The organism is Halostagnicola bangensis (assembly GCF_054653435.1).
This window is the reverse complement of record NZ_BAAIGG010000002.1, coordinates 1,773,032-1,795,393: the sequence shown is the minus strand read 5'-3', so window position 1 is coordinate 1,795,393 and position 22,362 is coordinate 1,773,032. Positions and strand designations below refer to the sequence as shown.

Here is a 22,362-nt window from a genome sequence, read left to right as displayed (position 1 = left end):
AATGAGAACTCGCCGTCAGGTCGTCGCCGGCAGCGTCTGTGGCATCGCTGTCCTTCTGGCCGGCTGCTGGAGCTTCCTGGACGGGGATGGGCTATCGCCCTCAGACGGCAACGGGATGGACGGCGTCCCCGACAGCACACCGGGTGAGGGTGCAGAATTACCCGATTCGGCAGGGAACGCGGACGGCTCGAAATCAGCCACGATCGCAACCGAAATCGGCGTCGATCGATCGAACCGGCCGCGAGTCGGCGAGCCCATCGCGGTCGAGTTCGCCGCTACGAACGAGGGGACGGGAGTCGGACGCTACGACTATCGGCTTCGACTCGAGCACGAAGACGGCCTCCTCGGCGGAGACGAACCTCTCTCCGGAACGCTCCCGGAGGGGACACGACGCGTGTACGACCTCGAGTTCGTCCCGCCGCGTGCCGGGGACGTTTGCCTACTGTTCGAGAAGGATGTCGTCGACGAGTTCACCGTTCGGTCGCGGCGATCCGACGACGGTGATAGCGACAGCGACGAAGGGAGCGGAGACGACGAATCCGACGGCGACACGTCGATCACTACGGGCGGTAACGGGGCGCTCGTCGGCGAAGAAGCGACCGCAGGATAGTGATCTGACAGTCGGGAACCCGTTACTCGACAAGTCGCTCGATTTCCGTCACCAGAATACCGCTCGCGCCGGCATTCTTCACGTCCGTGATCGTTTCGAACACGTCTCGTTCGTCGACGACCGCGTGGACCGCGACCTTCTCGCCTTCGCCGTTGGCGACGTCCATGACGGTCGGGCCGCCGAGTCCGGGGATGACCTCGCGAACGTCCTCGAGCTGGTCTCGGGGCACGTTCATCATCAGGTATCGTTTGCCGTCCGCGGAGAGAACGGACGAGAGCGCGGTTTTGATCTCCTGGACTTTCGGGTCGTCGACCACGTCGTCTCGAGCGAAGAGGAAGACCGAACTCGAGAGAACCTCCTCGACCACGCCGAGACGGTTCATCTTCAGCGTCGTCCCGGTGCTCGTGATGTCGACGATGGCGTCGGCCATCTCGACGTGGGGCGTGAGTTCCGTCGCGCCGCTGACCTCGACGATATCGGGCTCGATCCCGGCGTCGTCGAAGAAGTTTCGGGTGACGTTCGGAAACTCGGTGGCGACGGTCTTGCCGGCCAGATCCGAGACGGCGTCGATATCGCCGTCTTCGGGCGAGGCGAGGACGAGTCGACAGCGGCCGAACTCAAGGTCAAGCAATTCCTCGACGCGATCCGTCTGTGCTTCGCGAACTTGATCGAGACCCGTGATGCCCAGGTCGGCCGCACCGTCGGAAACGTACTCGGGGATATCGGCGGCGCGGGCGAACAGAATCGTGACCTCCGGGTCGACCGTCTCGGCGTAGAGCTTGCGGTCGGCACCGTTTTCGATGTGGAGCCCCGCCCGCTCTAGGAGATCGATCGTCGGCTCGTGCAGGCGGCCCTTGTTGGGAACGGCGATACGCATTTGACGGGTATTAGCGGCCCCGCGGGAATTGTCTTTCCTTTCGGGCGATGGGCGCGGCGAACGCGGCGGGCGAGAGAACTTATCAGCATGGCTATGACTCTCGGAGGCTCTTTTTCACGTAGGCTGTGAACCTTTGTGCGGGCATCTCGTCGAAGCCGGCATGTCGAATCCGCCTCGCGTCATCGTCGTCGGTGCCGGACTCGCCGGACTCGTCGCCTCGCGACACCTCGCGGCCGCCGGAGCGGACGTGACCTGCCTCGAGCGCCGGGAGACCGTCGGCGGCCGCGTTCGAACCGCCACGAAAGACGGGTTCCGACTCGATCGGGGGTTCCAGGTGCTGTTCACCGGCTACCCGGCCGTCCAACGCGAACTCGACATCGAGGCGCTCGAACTCAGACGGTTCGCGCCCGGAGCCGTACTTGCGGGGCCCGACGGCCGATCGACGCTCGCAGATCCAATTCGAGATCCGGCGGCGTTACCCGCAACGATTCGGAATTCAGAGGTGACGCTCCGCGATAAACTTCGGGTGCTCCGGCTCCGTGCCGCGCTGGCACAGACCTCGATGGATTTCGAGACCGTGTTCGCGGGCGGCGAAGACGAGACGATCACGGAATACCTCCGCGATCGCGGCTTCTCCGAACGATTCCTCGAGAACTTCGCCGGCCCGTTCTACGGCGGTATCACGCTCGACCGATCGCTCTCGACCTCGAAGCGCGTCTTCGAGTACACGTTCGCGGCGCTCGCGGCGGGCGATATCGCCGTGCCCGCGGGAGGCATGGGAGACGTAACTGCACAGCTCGCCTCGAACGCGCGTCGTGCAGGCGCGACGATAGAAACGGAGACGGACGCAACGAGCGTCGAGACCGATCAGTGTAGCAGATCCGGCAATCGAAGTGACGCGACCGACCGGAACGCTCCCGTCGCGGTCGAACTCGAGGGCGAAAGCGAGCGGTCAGCCGACGCCGTCGTCGTCGCCGCCGATCCGAAGGCCGCCCGCGACCTAACCGGTCTCGAGTCGATTCCGATCGAGGCGAGGGCCTGCGTCACACAGTATTACCGGCTCCCCGCGAGTGTTGACCTCGAGACGGGCCAGCGCCTGATGTTGAACACTCGAGAACGGGGACCGAACCACGTCGTCCCTCACAGCGCCGTCGCGCCGGAGTACGCACCCGAGGACGCAACACTCGTGAGTGCAACTTATCTCGGCGAGCGCGAGGAAAGCGACGACGAGCTCGCCGAACGGACCGGACAGAGCCTCGAGACGTGGTACCCAAGCCGCCGTTTCGGCCGGCTCGAGCCGATCCACACGGAGCGAATTCGGTTCGCACAGTTCGCCCAACCGCCGGGTATCCACGAAACGCTTCCTCGCGTTCGGGACGCGGGAGACGGCATCTACCTCGCCGGCGAGTACACCCGCTGGTCGTCGATACAGGGAGCGATGGAGAGCGGTCGAGCGGCGGCCAAAGCTGTCATCGACGATCGCTCTTGAGAAACCAACAGAGGATGACCTTCCATGGGAGTCACCGGATCAACCGGGCCGGTGCTTTGGATTCTAAAATATCGACGGATTAAACCACCACTTCCGAAAGCGCAATTCGCTTGAAACTACACCACGTATGTATTCATATGACAACCAGACGAGCGCACCTCGAGATCACGGGAATGTCCTGTTCGACGTGTTCGGGAACCGTCGAAGACGTCGTTTCGGACCTCGAGGGCGTCGTCTCGGCGAGCGCGAACTACGCGACGGACGAGGGGACCGTCGAGTACGATCCGGAGACCGTCTCGCTAGCCGAGATCTACGACGCGATCGAACAGAGCGGCTACGAGGCGGCCTCGGCGACCGAAACGATCGCGGTCATGGGAATGTCGTGTTCGACGTGTTCGGAAACCGTTAGCGAGGCGGCCGAGACCCTGCCTGGCGTAATCAGAGCCGACGTGAACTTCGCCTCGGATGAGGCACGCGTCCGGTACAACCCGACCGACGTCTCGCTGGGAGAGATTTACGCGGCCATCGAAGATGCGGGCTACGACCCCGTCCGCGAAGAAATTGGGGAAACGCAGGGCTCGAGCCAGCGCGAACGCGCCGTCGAGAAGGAGCTTCGCCGACAGCGCAGGCTCGTGATCGCCGGCGGACTCCTGACCCTGCCGTTCGTCCCGATCATGCTCGCCATGCTCGGGCTCGTTCCGATGCCCCACGAACTTCTCGGCGTCGAGGAAGTCTGGATCAACGGCCTCGAGTTCGTCCTCGCGACGATCCTCATGGCGACGCTCGGCAAGGAGTTTCTCGTCGGCGCGTGGCGCGCCTTTTCGAACAACCGACGCGCGAACATGGACACGCTCGTCGCCGTCGGCACCTCCGCGGGGTACGTCTACAGCACGGCCGTCGTCGGCGGTGCGCTCACCGGAAACCTCTACTTCGAAGCGGTCGCCTTTATCCTCTGGTTTATCACGCTCGGCAACTGGCTCGAGGTGCGCTCGAAAGCCCGCGCGGGAAGCGCCCTTCGGGAACTCCTCGAGATGGAAGCCGACGAGGCGACGGTGATTCGGGACGGCGAGGAAGTACAGATCCCGCTTGAGGACGTTCAGGTCGGCGATGTGTTGAAAGTCCGTCCGGGCGAGAAGATCCCGACCGATGGCGTCGTCGTCGACGGACAAAGTGCGGTCGACGAGTCGATGCTCACCGGCGAAAGTATGCCCGTCGAAAAGGACGAGGGCGACGAGGTCGTCGGCTCGACGGTCAACCAAAACGGCGTCTTGCGGGTCGAAACGACGAAAGTCGGCTCCGAGACGGCGATTCAGCAGATCGTCGACCGGGTCAAGGAAGCCCAGTCTCGCCAACCCGAGATTCAGCGCCTCGTCGACACCGTGAGCGCGTACTTCGTCCCTGCGGTGATCGTCAACGCGATCTTCTGGGCGGTCGTCTGGCTCGCCTTCCCCGAGTTGTTGTACGACGTCTCAGCGGCGCTTGGCTCCTGGATTCCGGTCCTCGAGCCCGTCGGCGGCGGCCCCGTCGCGGGCGGTGTCCCGGTCCTCGAGTTTTCTGTGATCGTACTCGCCTCGGCCCTGCTGATCGCCTGTCCCTGCGCGCTAGGACTGGCGACGCCCGCCGCGACGATGGTCGGCTCGACGCTGTCGGCGACCAACGGCGTTCTGTTCAAGGGCGGCGACGTGCTCGAGCAGGTCCGGGGTATCGACACCATCGTCTTCGACAAAACGGGCACGTTAACCCACGGCGAGATGGTGCTGACTGACATCGAACTCGTCGGCGACGCGGTACCCGACGGTGGTGAATCTCGGTCGGCTGATGGCGACTCCGAGACCGCCCCGGACGGCGGCACGCTCGTCGAACGCGAGGAGGATCTCGAGTCGTTCGTCCTCGGCGCGGCGGCCGCGGCCGAATCCGGCTCCGAGCACCCGATCGCAAAGGCGATCGTCGAGGGTGCTTCCGACCGCGGCGTCGAAGTCGGCGAAGTCAGCGAGTTCGAGAACGTCCCCGGCCACGGCATCCGTGCCGAAACCGTCCGCGGGAGCGTCCTCGTCGGCCGACGGAAGTTGCTCGCAGACGAGGGGATCGATCCCGATCCCGCCGAGGAAACCCTCGAGCGCCTCGAGCGCGAGGGGAAGACGGCCATACCGGTCGCCGTGGATGGCGAACTCGTCGGCGTGCTTGCGGTCGCAGACGAGGTTCGCGAGAGTGCACGAGAGACCGTCGCAGCGCTCCGAGAGCGCGGGACCGAGGTCGTGATGCTCACGGGAGACAACGAGCGGACGGCTCGAGCAGTCGCGAAAGACGTCGGGATCGATACGGAGAACGTCCGCGCGGGCGTGTTGCCCGAGGACAAGGCGGATCACGTCGACGCGCTACAGGACGGCGACGACGGGACCGGTGCGCGGGTGATGATGGTCGGCGACGGCGTGAACGACGCCCCTGCCCTGACCACCGCGCAGGTCGGCGTGGCCATCGGTTCGGGAACCGACGTGGCGATCGAATCCGCTGATGTCACGCTGATGCGAGACGACCCCGCGGACGTCCTGAAGGCCGTCCGCATCTCCGAGGCGACGATATCGAAGGTCCGCCAGAACCTCTTCTGGGCGTTCATCTACAACACGACGCTCGTCCCCATCGCGTCGCTCGGTCTGCTCAATCCCGCGCTGGCCGGGCTCGCGATGGCCACCTCGAGCGTGAGTGTGATGGCGAACAGTCTGACGTTCGCGACGTACGACCCCCACGAGGACTACCGGCTGTTCGTACTGCGACCGATAGATTGGATTCGTGAGCGGATCTGAGCAACAATCCGGGTCGCCAAAGCGGAAACCGCGCGGACGACTACTCCGCCTGCCCGGGGAAGAAGAGTTCGGCGATCGGAATCGTCAGATAAGCCTCGACGAACGCCGCGACCACGAGCATGAGCCAACCGAAGATCACCAGCAACGTCGTCCGGGCGAGGTAGGGCTTCGTGAACAGCGCCGAACGTTTCCCGGTAATGCGTTCACCCGCACGGTAGAGGAACCGGAATCCGACGCCGGCGGCGATGAACAGCGCCGTCAGCTCGAAGATTCCGTGTGGGACGAGCAACGCGATGATCAGGCCGTAGCCGACCTCCGCACCGATTGCAACGGCGATATTCCCGACGATCAGGCCGTTGAACGTCATAATGAAGAAGGTAAACAGGCCTAGCGTCAGCGCGCCGAGGATCGAAGCGAGGTACGGCGGCGTATTGTTGAGGATGAAGAACATCGCGGAGAGCTCTATTTTTCCCTCGCCCTCGAGTCCGCTCGGTTCACCGCCGACTCCGTTGAGTTCCTCCTCGCCGAACTCTTCGAGGATGAGTTCCATGAACAGTTCGGTCAGGTCGACGCCCGCCGCGGCGAGTGCGACGCCAGAAGCGATTCCGAGCGCGAATAGACCACCCGAGAACGAGACGTACCGCCGGTGTTCGGCCCACGCGTCCGAAAGCGCGTGGAGGATCTGTGGAAAAACGGATCTGGAGACGACCGCGGCGAGGACCAGCCCGGATCCGAGGATCGCCGCCCCGAGCGTAGCCATCATCGCGTCGTAGACGACGAGCGTCGTTACCGCGGAGACGAACGAGACGACCGCAAGGGTCGCCAGAAGCGCCGTCCAGTTTCGGACCGCGTCGGGACCAGCGTTCGGAAACATCGATCCGTCGTCTTGGGCTGGCGGGTTGCCCGGCTCGTCCGAGTCGCCCTGCTCCGCCGGGTTAGCCGACTTCGGCGAGGAATCATCGAATTCCCAGCCGTCGGCTGTCTGGTCGTTGGCTCCGTCCGTGCCATCGGCATCGCCCCAACGGTCGTCGGCGTCGTCGTCGCGTTCGGGACCGTTCATGAACCTCTGTTGGGGAAAACGACTGTTAAACCCGCCGACTGGCGTTGGCTTCGCCGCTACTCGAGCGGACGGCTGATCGACAGCCTGACATTCCCGGACGAGAAAGGCAGGACAATGACGACGCTCGAGATCTCCGGCGGGCAGGTGCTGTTACCCGACGCAACGGTCGAACGCGCCGACGTACTGGTCGATAAGGATGCGGGAACGATCCTCGAGATCGGTCTCGATCTCGAGAGAACGGCCGACGAGACGCTCGACGCGTCGAACTCGCTCGTGACGCCGGGGTTTGTCAACGGACACACGCACGTCGCGATGACGCTCCTGCGTGGGTACGCGGACGACAAACCGCTGGATGCGTGGCTGCAGGAGGACATCTGGCCCGCCGAGGGTGCAATGACGGCCGAGGACATCCGCGTCGGCGCGGAACTGGGCATCCTTGAGATGATCAAAGGGGGAACGACGGCCTTTGCGGACATGTACTTCGAGGTCCCCGAAATCGTCGCGGCGGTCGAGCAGACGGGCGTTCGAGCCACGCTCGGGCACGGGATCGTCACGGTGGCCAAAGACGACGAGGGAGCACACGAAGACGCCGCCGAGAGCCTCGCCGTGGCCGGGGAGTTCGACGGAGCCGCCGACGGCCGGATCTCGACGGTGTTCGCCCCGCACTCGCTGACGACCGTCGGTGCGGAGTACCTCGAGGAGTACGTTCCGAAAGCCCGCGACGCCGGAATCCCGGTACACTACCACGCGAACGAAACCGAGGACGAAGTCGCGCCGATCGTCGACGAACACGGGATCCGGCCGCTCGAGTACGCCGACGAACACGGTCTGCTCGAGCCTCAGGACTTCGTCGCCCACGGCGTTCACGTCGATGAAACCGAAATCGACCTGCTCGCGGAGGCCGGGACGAGCGTAATCCACTGTCCTGCCTCGAACATGAAACTCGCCAGCGGGATGGCACCCGTCCAGCGACTGCTCGAGTCGGGCGTCACCGTTGGCCTCGGAACCGACGGCGCGGCCTCGAACAACGACCTCTCGATGCTCGATGAAGCCCGCGATGCGGCCATGATCGGCAAACTCGCCGCGTCGGACGCCAGCGCCGTCGCGGCCGAGTCCGTCGTCGAGATGCTCACGGCCGGAAGCGCTGACGCGATGGGCCTCGAGTCGGGCCGCATCGAGACCGGTGCACCGGCGGACTTCGCCGTGATCGACCTCGAGAAACCACACTTGACGCCGGGACATGACCTCGTGAGCCATCTCGCCTACGCGGCCGAAGCAAGCGACGTTCGGCACACGGTCTGTGACGGATCGGTGTTAATGCGCGATAGAGAGGTTCTCACGGTCGACGAGACAGGCGTTCTCGAGCGAGCGCAGGAGCGCGCCGACTCGCTTTCCGCTCGGGTTGAGCAGTGAGATCACAACGCAAACCGATCGCGGGTGAATAGTCACAGATCGGGAGACCAAAATTGAATCTAAACTGTTAGAGCTGATGATAAACGCTCGAGAGAGATCTGTTTCCGTGTTATCTTCTTATTTAATAGCTGAACTGACACGAGGGTTTATTTAAATTTGCTTTGATATCGTGAGTGGGTGTGAATATACTGTCGGCTGTACCTATGTGAAGATTCTCGCACTCCCGGGCGACGAGAATTGTGAACGACGTACAGCCAACAGTATACCTGCAGGGTACTCGTGGGGGACTGGCCTGCCACACCAACTGATCCGTCCCATCGAACCGACGGAATCCATCCGTCTCCGAACGGAAACAGGTGTCAGAGGCACCGTCATCCGTCGACCGAGGAACTGGGTTCGCGCCCGTCTCGAGGCGGGCGCATCGGATCGTCCTACTATTCGGCCTCATTGGCGTCCGTTCTTCGGCGTTTTGAGACCAACTCATAGGGTCGGTTGTACCCGTTTACCGGTTCGTCTCCAGAGCGGGGTGGCGAATGGCTGGAAATGACTGACAGCCAACCCTATTACGCAGTGACTTCTTCGAGTGTACTCGCTGCGGCGTCGGCCGGTGCCTCGAGGCGTACGGCACACTGTTTGAAGTTTGGTTCTTTCGAACGCGGGTCGACGGCCGAAATCGTGAGGTCGTTCACGTCCGGGTGGTGAATCGGCAGCCAGACGACGCCGTCGGGGATGGCCTCGTCGATTTCGATCCGTGCGAGTATTGACGCTCGTCGAGACGTGACGCGAGCGTACCGCTCGTCGTCCGGTCCCTCGAGTTCGGTCGACAGCGCCGAGGCGGTTGCGCCGCTCACTCGAGCCGTAACCGGTTCGTCTTCTCGAGTGCGAACGCCGGTGTTGTACGCGCCCGGTTCGCGTGCGGTGGTCAGCGTCAGCGGGTAGGACTCGTCCGGTGGCTCAGGGAGGCCGGTTCCCTCGCCATCGGAAAACTGTGCGCGACCGCTCGGCGTCGGGAATGACCAGCGTTCGCTCGCGGATGCGTCGTAGTATCGATATCCTCCGGCGTCCTCGCGAGTCGGGGCTGGCCAGCGAACCGCGCGCTCGTCCTCGAGACGGTCGTAGCTGATCCCCGAACAGTCCGCGAGGGTGCCCTCGGTGAGGCCGACGAACTCGTCGAAAATCGAGGCCGGTTCCGGGGTCGTCTCGAACAACCCCGGCGCGAGGCGGATCGCCAGTTCGCCGATCAACTCGAGATCGGATTTGACACCCGAAGGCGTTTCCGTCGCCGAGCGAACCCGCGAGACGGTTCGTTCCATGTTCATTGCGGTCCCCTCCGATTCGCCCCACGTTGCCGCCGGGAGCACCACGTCCGCACACTCGACGGTCTCGCTGTGGAAGGCGTCCTGCACGACGAGGAAGGTATCCTCGAGTCGCTCTCGAACACGTTTCGCGTCGGGCATCCCCACAGCAGGATTGGTCGCAACCGCGTAGACGGCCTCGACCTCGTCTTCGGTGGCGTCGACGATACCGACGGGGCCGGGCCCCGGATCGTCGGGCAAGGTTTCGACCGGAACGCCCCATTCGTCCGCAATCTCATTACGGTGGGCCGGATCATCGAACGCTCGGTGACCTGGCCAAGTTCCTTTCGAAGAGCAGACGCGGGTTCCCATCGAGTTCGCCTGTCCCGTCAGCGAGAACGGTCCGGTTCCGGGGCCGAGGTTGCCCGTCGAGAGACAGAGGTCGATCAGGGCGGCCGCAGTCGGCGTCCCGTCGACGCTCTGATTGACGCCCATTCCCCAGTAGAGGAGGGTGTCGTTCTCGAGCGCCGCGGCGAGTTCGTCGACGGTCTCGAGGGGAACGCCCGCTTCGTTCGCCGCGGTGGCGGCGTCGGGAAGTCGGTCTCGAAGCGCGTCAAAACCAGTCGTTGCCTCGGCGACGAACGAGTCGTCGACCCGGTCGGTTTCGACGACCCGAGCGAGGACTGCTCGAGCGAGCGCGAGGTCACCGCCCGGATCGGGTGTAACGTGTGAGTCTGCGACCTCGGCCGTTTCGCTTTCGACGGGGTCGACGACGATCAGTTCGCAGTCCTCATCGGCGGCGGACTGGCGAATCCACCGGAACATCACCGGGTGTGCGGCGGCAGGGTTCGCTCCCCAGACGAGGTGGGTTTCGGCTTCGGGGATATCGTCGTAGGTCGGCGGGGGCGCGTCGCTTCCGAAGGCATCGTAGTAGGCGGTGACCGCACTCGCCATGCAAAGGGTGGTATTCGCGTCATAGTATCGCGTGCCGAACCCGCCGCGAGCGAGTTTACCCAGTGCATAAGCCGCCTCGTTGGTCTGCTGGCCGCTTCCCAACACCGCGACGCGGTTCGACCCCTTCTCGAGGGCCGTATCGAGCCCTTCGGCGGCGCGCTCGAGGGCGTTATCCCATGTCGTCGGAACGAGTTCCCCGTCCCGTCGGACGAGCGGACGCGTGAGCCACTCGCCATCGGGATCTGCCGTCTCGCTCACGCCGCGCTGACAGGCCAGCCCCTGATTGACGGGATGGGCGGCGTCGCCCCTGACGATGTCCAGCCCGTACCCGGTCTCGACGGCTCGTTGAACGTGGCCACAGCCGACTGCACATCGCATACACGTGGTGGGAACGTGATCAGTCATATTCGACCCCTCCCTCCGTTCGAAGAAAGACTCTCGTGGGGTTTACATACATACCACAACCCTGGAGATTCGTCCGAAACCATTTCACAATTTCACGAGATTAGAAAAGCTTTCCAGCTACTAAACCATAATCGTTTAACTACCACAGTTTTTGGCGTTCTTCGTGCCGGTTCGCTCAATGTAGGAACGCATAAGGAGAATATAAGGGGATATGATCCGGCTATGGCCGTCAAGAATAGACGGTCGCTGACAGCGATAGTATCGGTTGGATACCTCGGGCGAGAACCAAATTTCGAGAGGGGACACGCGCTCGCGGTCAACGAACGCGCCGACTCGACTCCGAACGGCTACCGTCTCACCGACCGGTCCACTTCACGACCAGAAGCGTCCCTTCGAACAGGAGGATCATCGTAATGGCCACGAAGATCGGGGCCATGAACGTCGGATCCATCGTGAACATAAACGAGAGTCCCGCGAATGCCGTCCAGAAGTAGAGTCGTTTCTCCGCGAGCCACTCTCGAGTGGTCACGCCGAGCATGATCGCGAGCATGATAAAGAGCGGTATCTGGAAGACGATCGCGAGGAAACCGGTCAGCGTGATGACGAGGTCGAAGGTTTCACCGAGCGCGTAGGCGATGTCCGCGCTCCCTTCAGAATAGAACGTAAAGTACGAGAAGAGAATCGGGAGGACGACCAGGTACGAAAAGATCATCCCCAGTCCGCCGAGGACGACACTGGTCGGAACCGCGGCGAGGTAGTACTTGCGCTCGTTCGGGTACAGCCCTGGCCGCATGAACAGGTAACACTGATAGACGAGCATCGGCAGCGCGATCATGATCCCCAGCAACGCCGAGAGTTTGATCCGGGTCAGCCACAGCTCGAGGGGATGGTAAATGTGGGGCGGTCGTTCGGAGGCCTGCGGAACGACATCGGACCAGATGAACGCGATCGCATCCGAAGCCCACAAGATTCCGATCGCGGTCCCTGCGGCACCGAACAGAAAGACGACCGCGAGCCGCAGAACCATCTCTTCGATGTGGTCGGCGAGCGGCATCTCCTCATCGTCCGGCGGCGTCGAGATACCGCCGATATCGTCGTCGGGATCGGGATACTCCTCCTCTTCGTCCTGTTCCGGCTGATCACCGACGTACCCCTCGCCGTCGGTCTTTGCCTCCGGTTTCTCATCGTCATCGGATGGCAATGGCTCCTCGGAGCCCGTCGTGGACTCATCGGTCCGCTCGTCGTCCCCACCGCCAGCCGACTCGTCCGGCATCTATGATGACATAGACCCGCCACTGGTTATAGGCCTTTTTCTTACGAGCACTCGACGAGGACGAGCGAAGACAGTGAAAGTTTCACTCTCCAAACGGGATATCTGTCGAATACGGTGGCACGCTCCCCGGTACGGCGGGTTTCCGACACGGCACAGTGGGTACCCGACACAGGAGAGGGCCCGCACGCACCACGACTCGTTTCACACTTCCGTACTCGAAAGGTTGATAACTGGATGTAAGTTATCCACTGACAGCAATGAGTTCTGCGGTCAGCGAAGACACCGCCCGAGCTATCAACACCGGCAGGGAAACCATCGGCGCCGTTCTCTCAGGCGCCCAGGCGAACCTTCAGAAGGTGTTTATGGTCTTCGTCATCGGGTTCGTCGGCTCGTTTTACGCCCTTCGTGTCTTTATCTGGGACTTCCTCGAGGCGACGGCGCGAGCGGAGATGAGCGCGAACGTCTCCGAGGCGACGAACATCATTACCCGGACGCCGTTCGAAGTAATCCTCCTGCAGGCGAAAATCGGGATGGTGGTCGGGATCATCGTCGCGATTCCGGCTGTCATTTACTACTCTCGAGACGCCCTTCGCCAGCGCGGGCTCAAATCGGTCGTCCCCGTCTCGAAACGGTACATGGTCGGCTTCGCGCTGACCTCGTTTACCCTGTTCTGGATCGGCCTGTTCTACGCGTACGCGATCTTCTTCCCCTACGCGTTTGACTTCCTCGCGATCGTCGCCTACGAGGCCGGCGTCGATCCGAGCTGGGGGATCACCGAATTTACGGAGTTTATGGCTCTGTTGACCATTTCGTTCGGTCTTGCGGCCCAGCTGCCGCTCCTGATGAGCGTCCTTTCCTATACGGAAATTATCTCGTATGAGACGTTCCGGGCCAAATGGCGCCATGCCCTCGTCGCCATCACGGTTTTCGGGGCGATGTTCTCCCCGCCGGACCCGTTCACGCTGATCATGTGGGCACTGCCGCTTTTCGCGCTCTACATGTTCAGTCTCGGCCTCGCGAAGGTCGTGACAAACATTCGGCGACGCGGCGCGGCCGAACTCGACACGGGAACCGGATTCATGAAGCGACGTCTTCTCCAGTTTTCGGGGCTCTTGATTGCAATCAGCGTCGCGGCGGCCGCCTTCGTGAACCAGGGCGGGTTCGATTACCTCGAGGAGTCGGTGTATCCGCTCCTCCCGTCGGGCCTAGAGCCCGGCGGACCGACCGCTCTCGAGTCGATGGCGATCGAGTACGGACTGGCCGGCGAGGCGGCGGTCGGTATCCTGATCGGACTCGGCGTCGGCTTTCTCATCCTCATCGGCTACACACTCATCGTCCTCCGGTCGCCGGTCTACCCGCGGGCGGGAGACATTCGAAACGCCGACAGCCCCGACGACATCGACTTCGAGACCCTCGAGACCGAAGACGTCGAGGACGTATCGGCGCAGGTCTTCCTCCAGATGGACGAAGAGCAAGCCCTCGAGATCTCTCGGCAAGCGATGTACGACGAAAACAAGGCGAAAGCCGAGAAAGTTCTCAACCGGTTCGATTCGATCCAGGCCCAACAGGGCCAGTCTGGGGGCGCGGGCGGTAGCGAAGACGGATCCGGAACAGGTGCCGGCGGAGCGACGGACGGCGATTCCGGAGCCGGCGAAAGCGAAGAAGAAGGGCTCTTCTCGAGTACCGCCGCGGGGATGCTCGATCCGTTCACGGAGGACGAGACGACCGAAGACGACATCGGCGGCTACGCCTACGATATCGCGTTCATCCTCAACAGCCTGACCTCGAAGGTGTTCTACATCGTCGGGGTCTTCATGGCCGTCCTCGGCGGGACGTTCTTCGCGCTGTACCAGGGCGGGTTCACCATCATCCTGGCCCAGTTCGTCGACCGGGTTCCCGAGGACGTCCTCGTGGAGGTCGCAGAGGCGAACGACGCCGAACTGGTTGGCGACGAAACGACAACGGAGCTGATCCGCGACGCCGGGTTCGTCATCGCTCTCGATCCCGTGGAGGTCCTGATCTTCATGGTCAAGGTGAGTACGATCCTGGCGATCATCTCCATCCTCCCGCTGGTCCTGTACTGGGCCTGGCCGGCCCTCAAGGAGCGCGGACTCGTCTCGGGCAACGCACGAGTTGCGCTGATCTGGGGCGTGACGATGCTCGTCGGCTTCGCCGTCGGGCTCCTGCTGGGATTCTACTGGATCGCCCCGGCGGTCATCTCCTATCTCATCACCGACGCCGTCAACAACGGGATGGACGTCACCTACCGGATCAACAGCTTCTCCTGGCTCGTGATTTACACGACGCTGGGCGTCGGCTTCCTCTTTAACATCATCGTCACGATGGCGATGTTCCACATCGGCGGCGTCGTCAACTACCGGACGATGCTCGAGCAGTGGCGGCCGGTCGTCGTCGGTGTCTTCGTGATCGCGGCCTTCGCGAGTCCGAAAGGAATCCTGACGATGATCGCGCTCGCGACGCCGATCGCGCTCACCTACGTTTTCGGACTGGTCGTCCTGTACGTGCTCACAGCCGGCGGGCGGCTCTTCGGTGGCAGCGGCGGGGGCGGGGAGCCCGAACCGGAGACCGGTGCCGCCGCCGAATGATCGGCGGAACGGCGAGTTCCCGCGGTCGACGATACGTTTCCCGATTGTTCATTTTCAGCCGTCACCGCTCTCTCGGTAGCATCGAAGACTCGGATGGAAACGTTAAGGGATAACACTACAAACCGCCTCGTATGCCCAAAATCAGCGTCGAAATCCCACAGGAACTCCTCGACGACCTCGATGCCCACGTCGGCGACGACGGAAAATTCGTCAACCGAAGCGACGCGATCCGATCGTCGATCCGCAAAAACCTCGACATCCTTGACGAAATCGACGACCGACACGACCGCCTCGAGACTGACGAATGAACGTGAAACCGGGGAAGCCGGATGACGACTCAAGCGGCAATGAATTCCGCGCCAGATAGCACCAGTAACCGAAACAGAATTCATCTGTAATAAACGGCCTTAACATTCAAGCACTATCTTACCCGCCAGCAGTGATATCCAGTTACTATCACCTATTCGTTTGCCACTGCACCCAGTGGAACCCGACGAATCACTGTGGTCCGACGAATCACTGTGGTGATATCCTGATGGAACGAACGACCGAAATACCCGCAACCGACGTTACGCAGTGTGCCCTCCACGAGGCGACCGGACACCTCTACGATGCGCTCGCGGAGGCGAATTTACAGGACGAACAGATTCCGACGGCGGTCTTCGACTCAGTCGAGGAGTTGTACATCGCGACCGCCGAGCGATCGTTGGCGAGCGTCGAGATCAGCTACGAACTCGAAGAGGAGTCGTCCTCGAGCTAACACGGACTCGAGCGCACGGTTCGGCGAGCGACGCGAGGGCGAACCGCGGCAGTCAGTCTCGGTCCAGGCGCTGTGCGAAGCCGAAGTTCGGCTTGACGTCTTCGACTTTCACTGTCACCGTTTGGCCCTCCTCGGCGCCGGGAACGAACAGTCGATAGCCTTCGACGGAGGCGATTCCGTCGCCCTCCTCGCCGACGTCGACGATCTCGACCTCGAGTTCGTCCCCCGTCCTGACCGGGGAGGTGAGCCGCCCCTTGCCGATGAGATAGATCTCCGAGGACTCCTTGCGCGACGCCTTCGGACTCGTCGCGCGGACATACTGGAACTCCGCTTCGACGTCCTCGCGGAACGCGTCGACGTCCGGTCCCTCGAACACCTTCACGATGAAGTCCCCGCCGGTGTCGAGCAGTTCCAGCGACGTCTCGAACGCCTGTCGAGCGAGGTGGAGCGAGCGAGCCTGATCGAGGTGGTACTCGCCGGTCATGTTCGGTGCCATGTCCGAAACGACCACGTCGACGACTCCATCGGCCGTATCGGTGACTCGGTCACGGGTCCGGTCCTCGGTCATGTCACCGCGAACGGTCTCGATATTGTCGTGGTCCTCGAGCGGTTTGATCCGCTGGAGGTCGACCCCGATGACGGTTCCCTGCGGACCGACGCGCTCGGCGGCGACCTGAAGCCAGCCGCCCGGCGCGGCCCCGAGGTCGACGACGGTGTCCCCCTGGTCGATGACGTTCTCGAGGTCGGCGAGCTGTTTGAGCTTGTAGGCCGCTCGAGAGCGATACCCCTCCTGCTTGGATTTGTTATAGTAGTGGTCTTTACCAGTCATACGTTCCTCGCCAGATTCAGTGATGTGTCCGCGAGAGCCAAACGAATCCGGTTCATACACGAACGACGCCGTCGACGCTGATAGGCGTGACGCACCTGCGGTCCCCGTCGATCGGCGACGACCGGCGACGACTCCGATCGACCGCAAAAGGTGGCTTTTTATGCGGACCGTCCGTAGCCCGTCACATATGTTCAAGGCCATCGTGAGCGCGGAAACACTCACCAGCACGCTCGACTCGATCAGTGTGTTGGTCGACGAGTGCAAGATTCACCTCGAGGAAGAAGGCCTCGAGATTCGGGCCGTCGACCCCGCAAACGTCGGGATGGTCGACCTCTCGCTCGATGCAGCCGCGTTCGAATCGTACGAAGCGGACGGCGGACTGATCGGCGTCGATCTCTCGCGACTCGAGGATATCGCGGGCATGGCTGAATCCGGCCAGCTCATCCAGTTCGAACTCGACGAAGAGACGCGAAAGCTCCACATCCAGATCGACGGACTCGAGTACACGCTCGCGCTCATCGATCCGGATTCGATCCGGCAGGAGCCCGACATTCCTGATCTCGACCTTCCCGCGGAGGTCGTTCTCGAGGGCAAGGACCTCAACAGATCGGTTACAGCCGCCGACATGGTGTCGGATCACATCGCGCTGGGCGTCGACGAAACCGACGAGTTCTTCTACGTCAACGCGGAGGGAGACACCGACGACGTTCACCTCGAGTTGACTCGAGACGATCTGATCGATCTGCAGGTCGGTCCGGCGCGCTCGCTGTTCTCGCTCGACTATCTAAAGGACATGAACAAGGCGATCCCCTCCGACACCGAAGTGACTCTCGCGCTCGGCGAGGAGTTCCCGATCAAGATGTACTTCGGGTTTGCCGAAGGGGACGGGCAGGTCACGTACATGCTCGCACCGCGGATTCAGAGCGACTAGCGAACCGATCGGCGGACACTACTGATTCTGGAGTCTTCGAACCGGTTCGAAGCGACAGCGACGGGGCGGCCACGGGTCTCGTCGATCGAGGGAGCTGACTTTCGCAAGTGAAGATCCAACCGGAGTGACTGCAACAAGCGAGTGACCGTCAAATGGGGGAGTATGTAAGGGGAACACATGGAAAGGGGAGGAGTTACCGTCCCCAAACCGCTAGAGAGAATATGGTCTCTCCCGACGATTCTGCAGGTTCTCCGTCGAGTCACGTTATCTCGGTCGGCGGGCGACAACCGAGCGAAGCCCTCATCTCCGCAGTCGCAACGCTCGCGGGAACGGAACCCACATCGTTGCCGCCGCTGTACGACGTGGTCGACCCCGAGGCCCTCGATTCGCTCTACGAACACGTTCGAGAGCACAACGGAAGCTCCTCGAGCGATCACCAGATAACGTTCCCCTACGTGGGGTACGAAGTCCGTGTTGGGTTCGACGGGCGGATTCGACTCGAGCCGGGCTCGCCGAACGGACAGCAAAACAGCTGATCGACGCCGGTGGCCCGAACGGGGCGAACCGCCCGCGAACCTCCGCAAGAACGGGTCGCGATGCAACGCCGTGGCGATGGGAGCTCTCGGTAGCGTTCGAGGAATGGCTCCCCCTCGTGATGAGAAGACGCGAGCGTCTCGAGTCCTAACGGAGCCGGTCCCATTTCGGGAGCGAGGGGCTCAATCCTGTTCGTGCAGGAACGAACGCACGCACTCGGTTGCTTCGTCGCTTTCCTCGATAAAAAAGCAGTGTGAGCCGCCGTCGATGGTCTCGAGGCGCGTCTCCGGGATTTTCTTCTCGAGCAACCGAGCGTTTTCGACGGGAACGACTCGGTCCGCGGTTCCGTGAAGGACGAGCGTCGGCGCTCGAATCTGGTCCAGTCGGTCGCCGACGTCGAAATCCAGCGCCGCGCCAGCTTGCGCTTCGCGTGCGGGTTCGGGTGCGTCCTGCTCGAGTCGCCACTCGATGATCCGGTCCATCAGATGGGGGTTCCGGTTGGTGAATCGCTCGGTAAACGCCGGTCGCATTCGATGACGGAGTTTCTCTCGTTCGCTCGCGCCGTCGGGCGTCGAGAAGAGGTGCTCCTGGGTTTCCTCGGGAATCGGAACCGCGTCCGTTCCGCCGTGGGTCGTACAACACAGCGTGAGCGACTTCGCTCGCGAGTACTCGAGGGCGTACTGTAGGGCGATCATCCCGCCCATGCTGGCTCCAACGAGATGAGCGTTGAAGATGCCGGCATCCTCGAGAACGGCCTCGAGGTCCCCGGCAAGTCCCTCGATCGAGTAGCTCAGGGGCTTCAGGAGGAGCGGTGAGCGAACCCTTCCCGGGAGCTTCGAAACGCCCGGGGGGAGCCCGGCATCCGACCGACCGGTTCCGCGGTTGTCGGGGGCGATCACGTCGAACTTCTCCGAGATTCCTTCGCGTTGCCAGCGCCACATCCATCGGCCGTAGCCGAGGCCCTGAACGAAGACGACTGGGTCGCTCGTCGTCCCGCCCTCGCTCCCGTCTCGCTCGTAGTAGATCGACACGCCGTCTCGAGTGACCCGTGGCATACGTCGATCAACGTGTCGAACGGTCTTGAAATCGATCATCCGCGAACCGATGACTGAACGGTGGGACGGACCCGGACAGTTGTACGTCGAGACAGGACACCGACGCCGGCCCGCGAGTGACTCGCGGGTAGACCGAACAGCCACTTCCAAGTCGCCCGGTCGCCGACAATCAGCGCGTTTAACCTGCACCAGTAATATCGTCTTATCGATGCAGCGACTGCACGCCCGATACCCCTTCCTCGAGGCAGCCCGCGACTCGGTCGCCACGGAGGCCGTCGATCTGGCCACCGTGGTCGAGCAGGACCGGGACGTCGTCGATCGCGCCCGCGAGCGCGTCGTCGCCTCCCTCGAGGAGGGGACGACGGGCGAGGGCCACCGGGAGCCCCGCGTGGAACTGCTGTCCTATCCCGTCGCACGGGTGCTCGTTTCGCTGGTTAACGAGTCAATACTGGTTCGCAAGTACGCTCGAGCCGAAGCCGAAACGGCCTTCGATCGGTTTACGGACGATCTCGAGGATACGACGGAGCTAAAGAGCGTCGAGACGACGGGGCTCGACCTCGAGGACCTCTTCTCGGAGTTCGACCTCGACGAGTCGGTTCGGACGACTGGTGGAGGCGAGTATCGAATCGACGTCGGAACGTACCTCCCCCTCGCCGGCGATCTCTGGGAGGACGAGTGGCGACTCGTCAACCAACCCCTCGGCGATGGCGACGTGCCGGTCGACGAGACGGAGTTGCTGACGCTGCTTCGGGAGGCCGTCCGCGAGCGGATCGAGGACGGGCTTCCGTTCGACGTTCCCGACGCTATCGGCGCAGAACTCGAAGACGAGGCCGAAGAGATCCGCGAAGTACTGTCGGAAATGGACCTGACTCGAGAGATCGATACCGTCGTTCCGGATCTCTTCCCGCCGTGTATGAAGGCGCTTCTCGATCAGATTCAAAAGGGCGAACACCTGCCCCATCACTCCCGCTTTGCGATCACGGCGTTTCTCGCGAGCATCGGGATGGAAACCGACGATATCGTCGATCTCTACCGCGTCAACTCCTCGTTCGGTGAGGAGATGACGAGATACCAGACGGATCACATCCGGGGCGATACCTCCCCGACCGAGTACTCGCCGCCCTCGTGTGCGACGATGCAGTCCTACGGCGACTGCGTGAACAAAGACGACCTCTGCGAGGAGATTCCACACCCGATGGCCTACTACGAAAATCGCATCGACGACGCCGACGACGACGAACTCGAGGACTGGCGAGAGGCCACGGCCGAAGGCGACGCCTGATAGGGTCGTTCGCAACTATCGTAACAACTGAAACTGTTTACACACGAATCGCATAGCTGTCGTGCGATTGGATGTGCACTGGCTTTCAGTGGTTACTATCTTTCCAGCCAGCCTGAGCAGAGAACGAGGTTCGGGGAACGAAACCGCCGACGGAGTCTCTACGCCGGGAGAGAATTACGAACGACTCTCTGAAGCGATCGAGGCTCCTCGAGCGGAGCAAAGCGGACGCGAGAAAGACTGTGACTCACAGCCGGTGTCGGCTCAATCGCGAAACTCTTCGGGTGCTTGCTTTCTGGCTTCCTCCTCTATTTCCGCCAGCGCTTTCTCCTGATCGTCTCGAGCGAGCCCGCCCGATTCGACGTGGCGGCCCGTATACTGTCGAGACGGGATCGCGTTCCAGACGGAGTTACCGTCCGAATCAACGGACTCTCCACCGCCGTCGTCCCCAGTAGCCCCGGGTTCGGTTGCTCCGTCCGAACTCGAGCGAGCGGAAACGAGCCACGAAACGAGGAGAACGGCGAGGGCCAGTCCGAGGAAAACACCGACCCAGCGTTCGCCAACCTCGGCGACAGCGCCGGAGACCAACAAGATGAGCATGAGGCCGATCACGATCCGCTGAACCCACGTCGGGACGGTCAGATTGCTCATACGGAAATGTTGTTCCTCCTACCAGAAATAAGTTGTTCGGGTATCGGTATGGCAGAAAACGTTCGACGGGCGTCGAATCGGCCTATATCGAACTCTGGGCCTCGGGTTCGTCCTCGAGACCGTCTTCGGGGTCGTTCAGGACGTACGCGAGGACGATTCCAACGGCGACGAGCAAGAACACGAAGCCGACGATGGCTGCAACGAGCATTTCCCCACCTTCGGGAGAAAGCGCGTTATTGGTCCCGCTGTAGGTAGACCCGATGTGAACCATGGTCCCGATCATAACGGCGACCGAGAAAACGGCTACGATGATTTCGATGATTCGCTCACGCTCGAGCATTGACTGGTGATTTCGCCGGATCGCTGAAAAACGTATCGAAGGCGTCGTCCACGCGAAAAGATCGGCCTCAGAATAGCGATCGAGCACGAAATTATCGAGCGGGTCGAACGAAACGGTGGAAATAGCCAATCGGCCGAAATGAGGACGAAGAGAGCATCTTTCGGCCGTTTAGTTCGCAGGCGTTGCCGTTATTATCGCCGAGAACCTAGGGTGTTCGAATAGCTAGCCGACCGCCTGTGACCCCCAGACGCACCCATGATAACAACCGCGTCACCGAAAACGAGCCTTCCAGTACCGACCGATAGACGACTCGAGGAGCGATCGCTCCGAGCGCGCACGGAAGCGATGTCCGTCCTCGCGCTCGGCGACGGCCTCTACGAGGTCGAATCCGAGAGCGAAAACACGTATCTCATCGACCTCAAGGCGGGCCGGTGTACGTGTCCGGACCACGTGTTTCGGAACGTCCGGTGTAAGCACATTCGTCGCGTCGCCATCGAAATCACGGCGGGGCGCGTCCCGCCGCTCGGCCAGATCGCCGTCGAGTGTACGGACTGCGGCGAGTCGATCTTCGTCGACGAGGACGAGGGCGGTCCGTTCTACTGCGAACGCCATCGAATCTACCCCGGCGTGACGGTTCGGGACCGCGAAACGAACGATCGGCTGACAGTCGTCGGCGTTTCGAATCTCCGAGCGGATTACGTCCGCATTCCGGACGCGGGCAGTACCGTCGCCGAGTACGGCACGAACGAGGAGTACGACCCCGATACGCCGGTTGTCGGTGCGGTCTATCCGCACGCGACCGTTGCCCGAAACGGCGTCGTCCCCGACTCGCTGAAGGTGTACGTGTTCCCACGAACGCGCCTCGAACGAGTCACCGACGCCGATTGAAGCCGCCAAGACGGGAACGAGTAGAGACGGAACGGCGACGGGTAGAGGAAAGCAGTACCGAATCCGCCTCGAGACTCGCCGCTCACTCGAGACGTTAGATAGCCGACACTATTTTTGAGAGGTGCGTGCAAGCACCACCATGGTATCGCTAGAAATCCTGTTCAGCTACACCGTACTCGGTGCCGTAGCGTTTCTCCTCGCAATCGGAGCGGCGTCGTACCTCGGAACGAGAGCGGCGCTGAACCAGTTCTTCGACGAGAGGCGGACAGACGAAAGCGCGTAAGAGGACGAGACGCTCCGAACGTCCCACCG

The 22,362-nt window shown here is 62.3% G+C and carries 20 protein-coding genes; 12 read left to right on the top strand and 8 right to left on the bottom strand.

Translation table 11 applies throughout. The features are described from left to right. The first annotated feature begins 1 nt into the window (after nt 1). Nucleotides 2-610 carry a hypothetical protein gene (locus tag ACYQ14_RS10545; RefSeq protein WP_459887881.1) on the top strand — a complete coding sequence of 203 codons (609 nt, stop codon included), beginning with the start codon at nt 2-4 and terminating at the stop codon, nt 608-610. A 22-nt stretch (nt 611-632) separates the two neighbouring features. Here ACYQ14_RS10545 and hisG read toward each other — a convergent pair whose 3' ends face one another. Continuing rightward, on the bottom strand, nt 633-1,487 hold the full coding sequence (gene hisG, locus ACYQ14_RS10540; protein ID WP_459887879.1) for an ATP phosphoribosyltransferase: 855 nt from the start codon (nt 1,485-1,487) through the stop codon (nt 633-635). A 160-nt stretch (nt 1,488-1,647) separates the two neighbouring features. Here hisG and ACYQ14_RS10535 point away from each other — a divergent pair, with 160 nt between their 5' ends. Both ACYQ14_RS10535 and ACYQ14_RS10530 read left to right on the top strand, forming a co-directional pair. Continuing rightward, nucleotides 1,648-2,976: an FAD-dependent oxidoreductase gene (locus ACYQ14_RS10535; RefSeq protein WP_459887877.1), complete on the top strand. Its 1,329-nt coding sequence runs from the start codon at nt 1,648-1,650 to the stop codon at nt 2,974-2,976. Between the two features lie 137 nt (nt 2,977-3,113). Then, nucleotides 3,114-5,777 (top strand): heavy metal translocating P-type ATPase, encoded by a 2,664-nt coding sequence (locus tag ACYQ14_RS10530; protein ID WP_459887875.1) that lies wholly within the window; start codon nt 3,114-3,116, stop codon nt 5,775-5,777. A gap of 40 nt (nt 5,778-5,817) precedes the next feature. On the opposite strand, the gene ACYQ14_RS10525 is transcribed toward ACYQ14_RS10530, so the two are convergent. Beyond that, nucleotides 5,818-6,837 carry a stage II sporulation protein M gene (locus ACYQ14_RS10525; RefSeq protein WP_459887874.1) on the bottom strand — a complete coding sequence of 340 codons (1,020 nt, stop codon included), beginning with the start codon at nt 6,835-6,837 and terminating at the stop codon, nt 5,818-5,820. A 114-nt stretch (nt 6,838-6,951) separates the two neighbouring features. Here ACYQ14_RS10525 and ACYQ14_RS10520 point away from each other — a divergent pair, with 114 nt between their 5' ends. Further along, nucleotides 6,952-8,250, top strand: a complete 1,299-nt coding sequence (locus ACYQ14_RS10520) for an amidohydrolase (protein WP_459887871.1) — start codon at nt 6,952-6,954, stop codon at nt 8,248-8,250. A 563-nt stretch (nt 8,251-8,813) separates the two neighbouring features. On the opposite strand, the gene nasA is transcribed toward ACYQ14_RS10520, so the two are convergent. Beyond that, nucleotides 8,814-10,904 carry an assimilatory nitrate reductase NasA gene (gene nasA, locus ACYQ14_RS10515; protein ID WP_459887867.1) on the bottom strand — a complete coding sequence of 697 codons (2,091 nt, stop codon included), beginning with the start codon at nt 10,902-10,904 and terminating at the stop codon, nt 8,814-8,816. Between the two features lie 355 nt (nt 10,905-11,259). After that, the gene (gene tatC / locus ACYQ14_RS10510; RefSeq protein ID WP_459887865.1) at nt 11,260-12,177 is read right to left on the bottom strand and encodes a twin-arginine translocase subunit TatC; all 918 of its coding nucleotides are present in this window, start codon (nt 12,175-12,177) and stop codon (nt 11,260-11,262) included. Nucleotides 12,178-12,434: 257 nt separating this feature from the next. Between tatC and ACYQ14_RS10505 the strand changes: the two genes are divergently transcribed. The 3 genes from ACYQ14_RS10505 to ACYQ14_RS10495 all read left to right on the top strand — a co-directional run bounded on the left by ACYQ14_RS10505 (nt 12,435) and on the right by ACYQ14_RS10495 (nt 15,543). Next, nucleotides 12,435-14,783, top strand: a complete 2,349-nt coding sequence (locus ACYQ14_RS10505; RefSeq protein ID WP_459887863.1) for a twin-arginine translocase subunit TatC — start codon at nt 12,435-12,437, stop codon at nt 14,781-14,783. A gap of 131 nt (nt 14,784-14,914) precedes the next feature. Further along, entirely contained in the window at nt 14,915-15,091 is a 177-nt protein-coding gene (locus ACYQ14_RS10500; protein WP_459887860.1) for a ribbon-helix-helix domain-containing protein, read from the top strand. Nucleotides 15,092-15,318: 227 nt separating this feature from the next. Next, nucleotides 15,319-15,543: a hypothetical protein gene (locus tag ACYQ14_RS10495; protein WP_283836477.1), complete on the top strand. Its 225-nt coding sequence runs from the start codon at nt 15,319-15,321 to the stop codon at nt 15,541-15,543. 52 nt (nt 15,544-15,595) lie between these two features. On the opposite strand, the gene ACYQ14_RS10490 is transcribed toward ACYQ14_RS10495, so the two are convergent. After that, on the bottom strand, nt 15,596-16,372 hold the full coding sequence (locus ACYQ14_RS10490) for a 23S rRNA (uridine(2552)-2'-O)-methyltransferase (protein ID WP_459887856.1): 777 nt from the start codon (nt 16,370-16,372) through the stop codon (nt 15,596-15,598). 187 nt (nt 16,373-16,559) lie between these two features. On the opposite strand from ACYQ14_RS10490, the gene ACYQ14_RS10485 reads away from it, so the two are divergent. Together ACYQ14_RS10485 and ACYQ14_RS10480 are read left to right on the top strand one after the other, a co-directional pair. Then, on the top strand, nt 16,560-17,303 hold the full coding sequence (locus ACYQ14_RS10485) for a DNA polymerase sliding clamp (protein WP_283836481.1): 744 nt from the start codon (nt 16,560-16,562) through the stop codon (nt 17,301-17,303). A 221-nt stretch (nt 17,304-17,524) separates the two neighbouring features. Further along, the gene (locus ACYQ14_RS10480; RefSeq protein ID WP_459887852.1) at nt 17,525-17,839 is read left to right on the top strand and encodes a HalOD1 output domain-containing protein; all 315 of its coding nucleotides are present in this window, start codon (nt 17,525-17,527) and stop codon (nt 17,837-17,839) included. 180 nt (nt 17,840-18,019) lie between these two features. On the opposite strand, the gene ACYQ14_RS10475 is transcribed toward ACYQ14_RS10480, so the two are convergent. Beyond that, nucleotides 18,020-18,892, bottom strand: a complete 873-nt coding sequence (locus ACYQ14_RS10475; protein ID WP_459887849.1) for an alpha/beta fold hydrolase — start codon at nt 18,890-18,892, stop codon at nt 18,020-18,022. 208 nt (nt 18,893-19,100) lie between these two features. On the opposite strand from ACYQ14_RS10475, the gene priL reads away from it, so the two are divergent. Further along, nucleotides 19,101-20,174 (top strand): DNA primase regulatory subunit PriL, encoded by a 1,074-nt coding sequence (gene priL / locus ACYQ14_RS10470; protein WP_283836484.1) that lies wholly within the window; start codon nt 19,101-19,103, stop codon nt 20,172-20,174. Nucleotides 20,175-20,435: 261 nt separating this feature from the next. Here the strand turns inward: priL and ACYQ14_RS10465 are convergent, their stop codons facing one another. Together ACYQ14_RS10465 and ACYQ14_RS10460 are read right to left on the bottom strand one after the other, a co-directional pair. Further along, nucleotides 20,436-20,822 (bottom strand): hypothetical protein, encoded by a 387-nt coding sequence (locus ACYQ14_RS10465; protein WP_459887846.1) that lies wholly within the window; start codon nt 20,820-20,822, stop codon nt 20,436-20,438. Nucleotides 20,823-20,904: 82 nt separating this feature from the next. Beyond that, nucleotides 20,905-21,162 carry a DUF7472 family protein gene (locus ACYQ14_RS10460; protein WP_283836487.1) on the bottom strand — a complete coding sequence of 86 codons (258 nt, stop codon included), beginning with the start codon at nt 21,160-21,162 and terminating at the stop codon, nt 20,905-20,907. 255 nt (nt 21,163-21,417) lie between these two features. Here ACYQ14_RS10460 and ACYQ14_RS10455 point away from each other — a divergent pair, with 255 nt between their 5' ends. Beyond that, nucleotides 21,418-22,050, top strand: coding sequence for an SWIM zinc finger family protein (locus tag ACYQ14_RS10455; protein ID WP_459887843.1), 633 nt, complete (start codon nt 21,418-21,420; stop codon nt 22,048-22,050). A gap of 139 nt (nt 22,051-22,189) precedes the next feature. Then, complete coding sequence (locus ACYQ14_RS10450; RefSeq protein ID WP_459887840.1) at nt 22,190-22,333, top strand: hypothetical protein; 144 nt, start codon at nt 22,190-22,192, stop codon at nt 22,331-22,333. Nucleotides 22,334-22,362: the final 29 nt, after the last annotated feature.

Coding starts and splice junctions, on each gene's coding strand:
- ACYQ14_RS10490 (WP_459887856.1), bottom strand. CDS start 16,372: ATGACTGGTAAAGACCACTACTATAACAAATCCAAGCAGGAGGGGTAT.
- ACYQ14_RS10500 (WP_459887860.1), top strand. CDS start 14,915: ATGCCCAAAATCAGCGTCGAAATCCCACAGGAACTCCTCGACGACCTC.
- ACYQ14_RS10520 (WP_459887871.1), top strand. CDS start 6,952: ATGACGACGCTCGAGATCTCCGGCGGGCAGGTGCTGTTACCCGACGCA.
- hisG (WP_459887879.1), bottom strand. CDS start 1,487: ATGCGTATCGCCGTTCCCAACAAGGGCCGCCTGCACGAGCCGACGATC.
- ACYQ14_RS10525 (WP_459887874.1), bottom strand. CDS start 6,837: ATGAACGGTCCCGAACGCGACGACGACGCCGACGACCGTTGGGGCGAT.
- ACYQ14_RS10535 (WP_459887877.1), top strand. CDS start 1,648: ATGTCGAATCCGCCTCGCGTCATCGTCGTCGGTGCCGGACTCGCCGGA.
- ACYQ14_RS10530 (WP_459887875.1), top strand. CDS start 3,114: ATGACAACCAGACGAGCGCACCTCGAGATCACGGGAATGTCCTGTTCG.
- priL (WP_283836484.1), top strand. CDS start 19,101: ATGCAGCGACTGCACGCCCGATACCCCTTCCTCGAGGCAGCCCGCGAC.
- nasA (WP_459887867.1), bottom strand. CDS start 10,904: ATGACTGATCACGTTCCCACCACGTGTATGCGATGTGCAGTCGGCTGT.
- ACYQ14_RS10455 (WP_459887843.1), top strand. CDS start 21,418: ATGATAACAACCGCGTCACCGAAAACGAGCCTTCCAGTACCGACCGAT.
- ACYQ14_RS10465 (WP_459887846.1), bottom strand. CDS start 20,822: ATGAGCAATCTGACCGTCCCGACGTGGGTTCAGCGGATCGTGATCGGC.
- ACYQ14_RS10505 (WP_459887863.1), top strand. CDS start 12,435: ATGAGTTCTGCGGTCAGCGAAGACACCGCCCGAGCTATCAACACCGGC.
- ACYQ14_RS10545 (WP_459887881.1), top strand. CDS start 2: ATGAGAACTCGCCGTCAGGTCGTCGCCGGCAGCGTCTGTGGCATCGCT.
- ACYQ14_RS10475 (WP_459887849.1), bottom strand. CDS start 18,892: ATGCCACGGGTCACTCGAGACGGCGTGTCGATCTACTACGAGCGAGAC.
- ACYQ14_RS10450 (WP_459887840.1), top strand. CDS start 22,190: ATGGTATCGCTAGAAATCCTGTTCAGCTACACCGTACTCGGTGCCGTA.
- ACYQ14_RS10460 (WP_283836487.1), bottom strand. CDS start 21,162: ATGCTCGAGCGTGAGCGAATCATCGAAATCATCGTAGCCGTTTTCTCG.
- ACYQ14_RS10480 (WP_459887852.1), top strand. CDS start 17,525: ATGGTCTCTCCCGACGATTCTGCAGGTTCTCCGTCGAGTCACGTTATC.
- tatC (WP_459887865.1), bottom strand. CDS start 12,177: ATGCCGGACGAGTCGGCTGGCGGTGGGGACGACGAGCGGACCGATGAG.
- ACYQ14_RS10495 (WP_283836477.1), top strand. CDS start 15,319: ATGGAACGAACGACCGAAATACCCGCAACCGACGTTACGCAGTGTGCC.
- ACYQ14_RS10485 (WP_283836481.1), top strand. CDS start 16,560: ATGTTCAAGGCCATCGTGAGCGCGGAAACACTCACCAGCACGCTCGAC.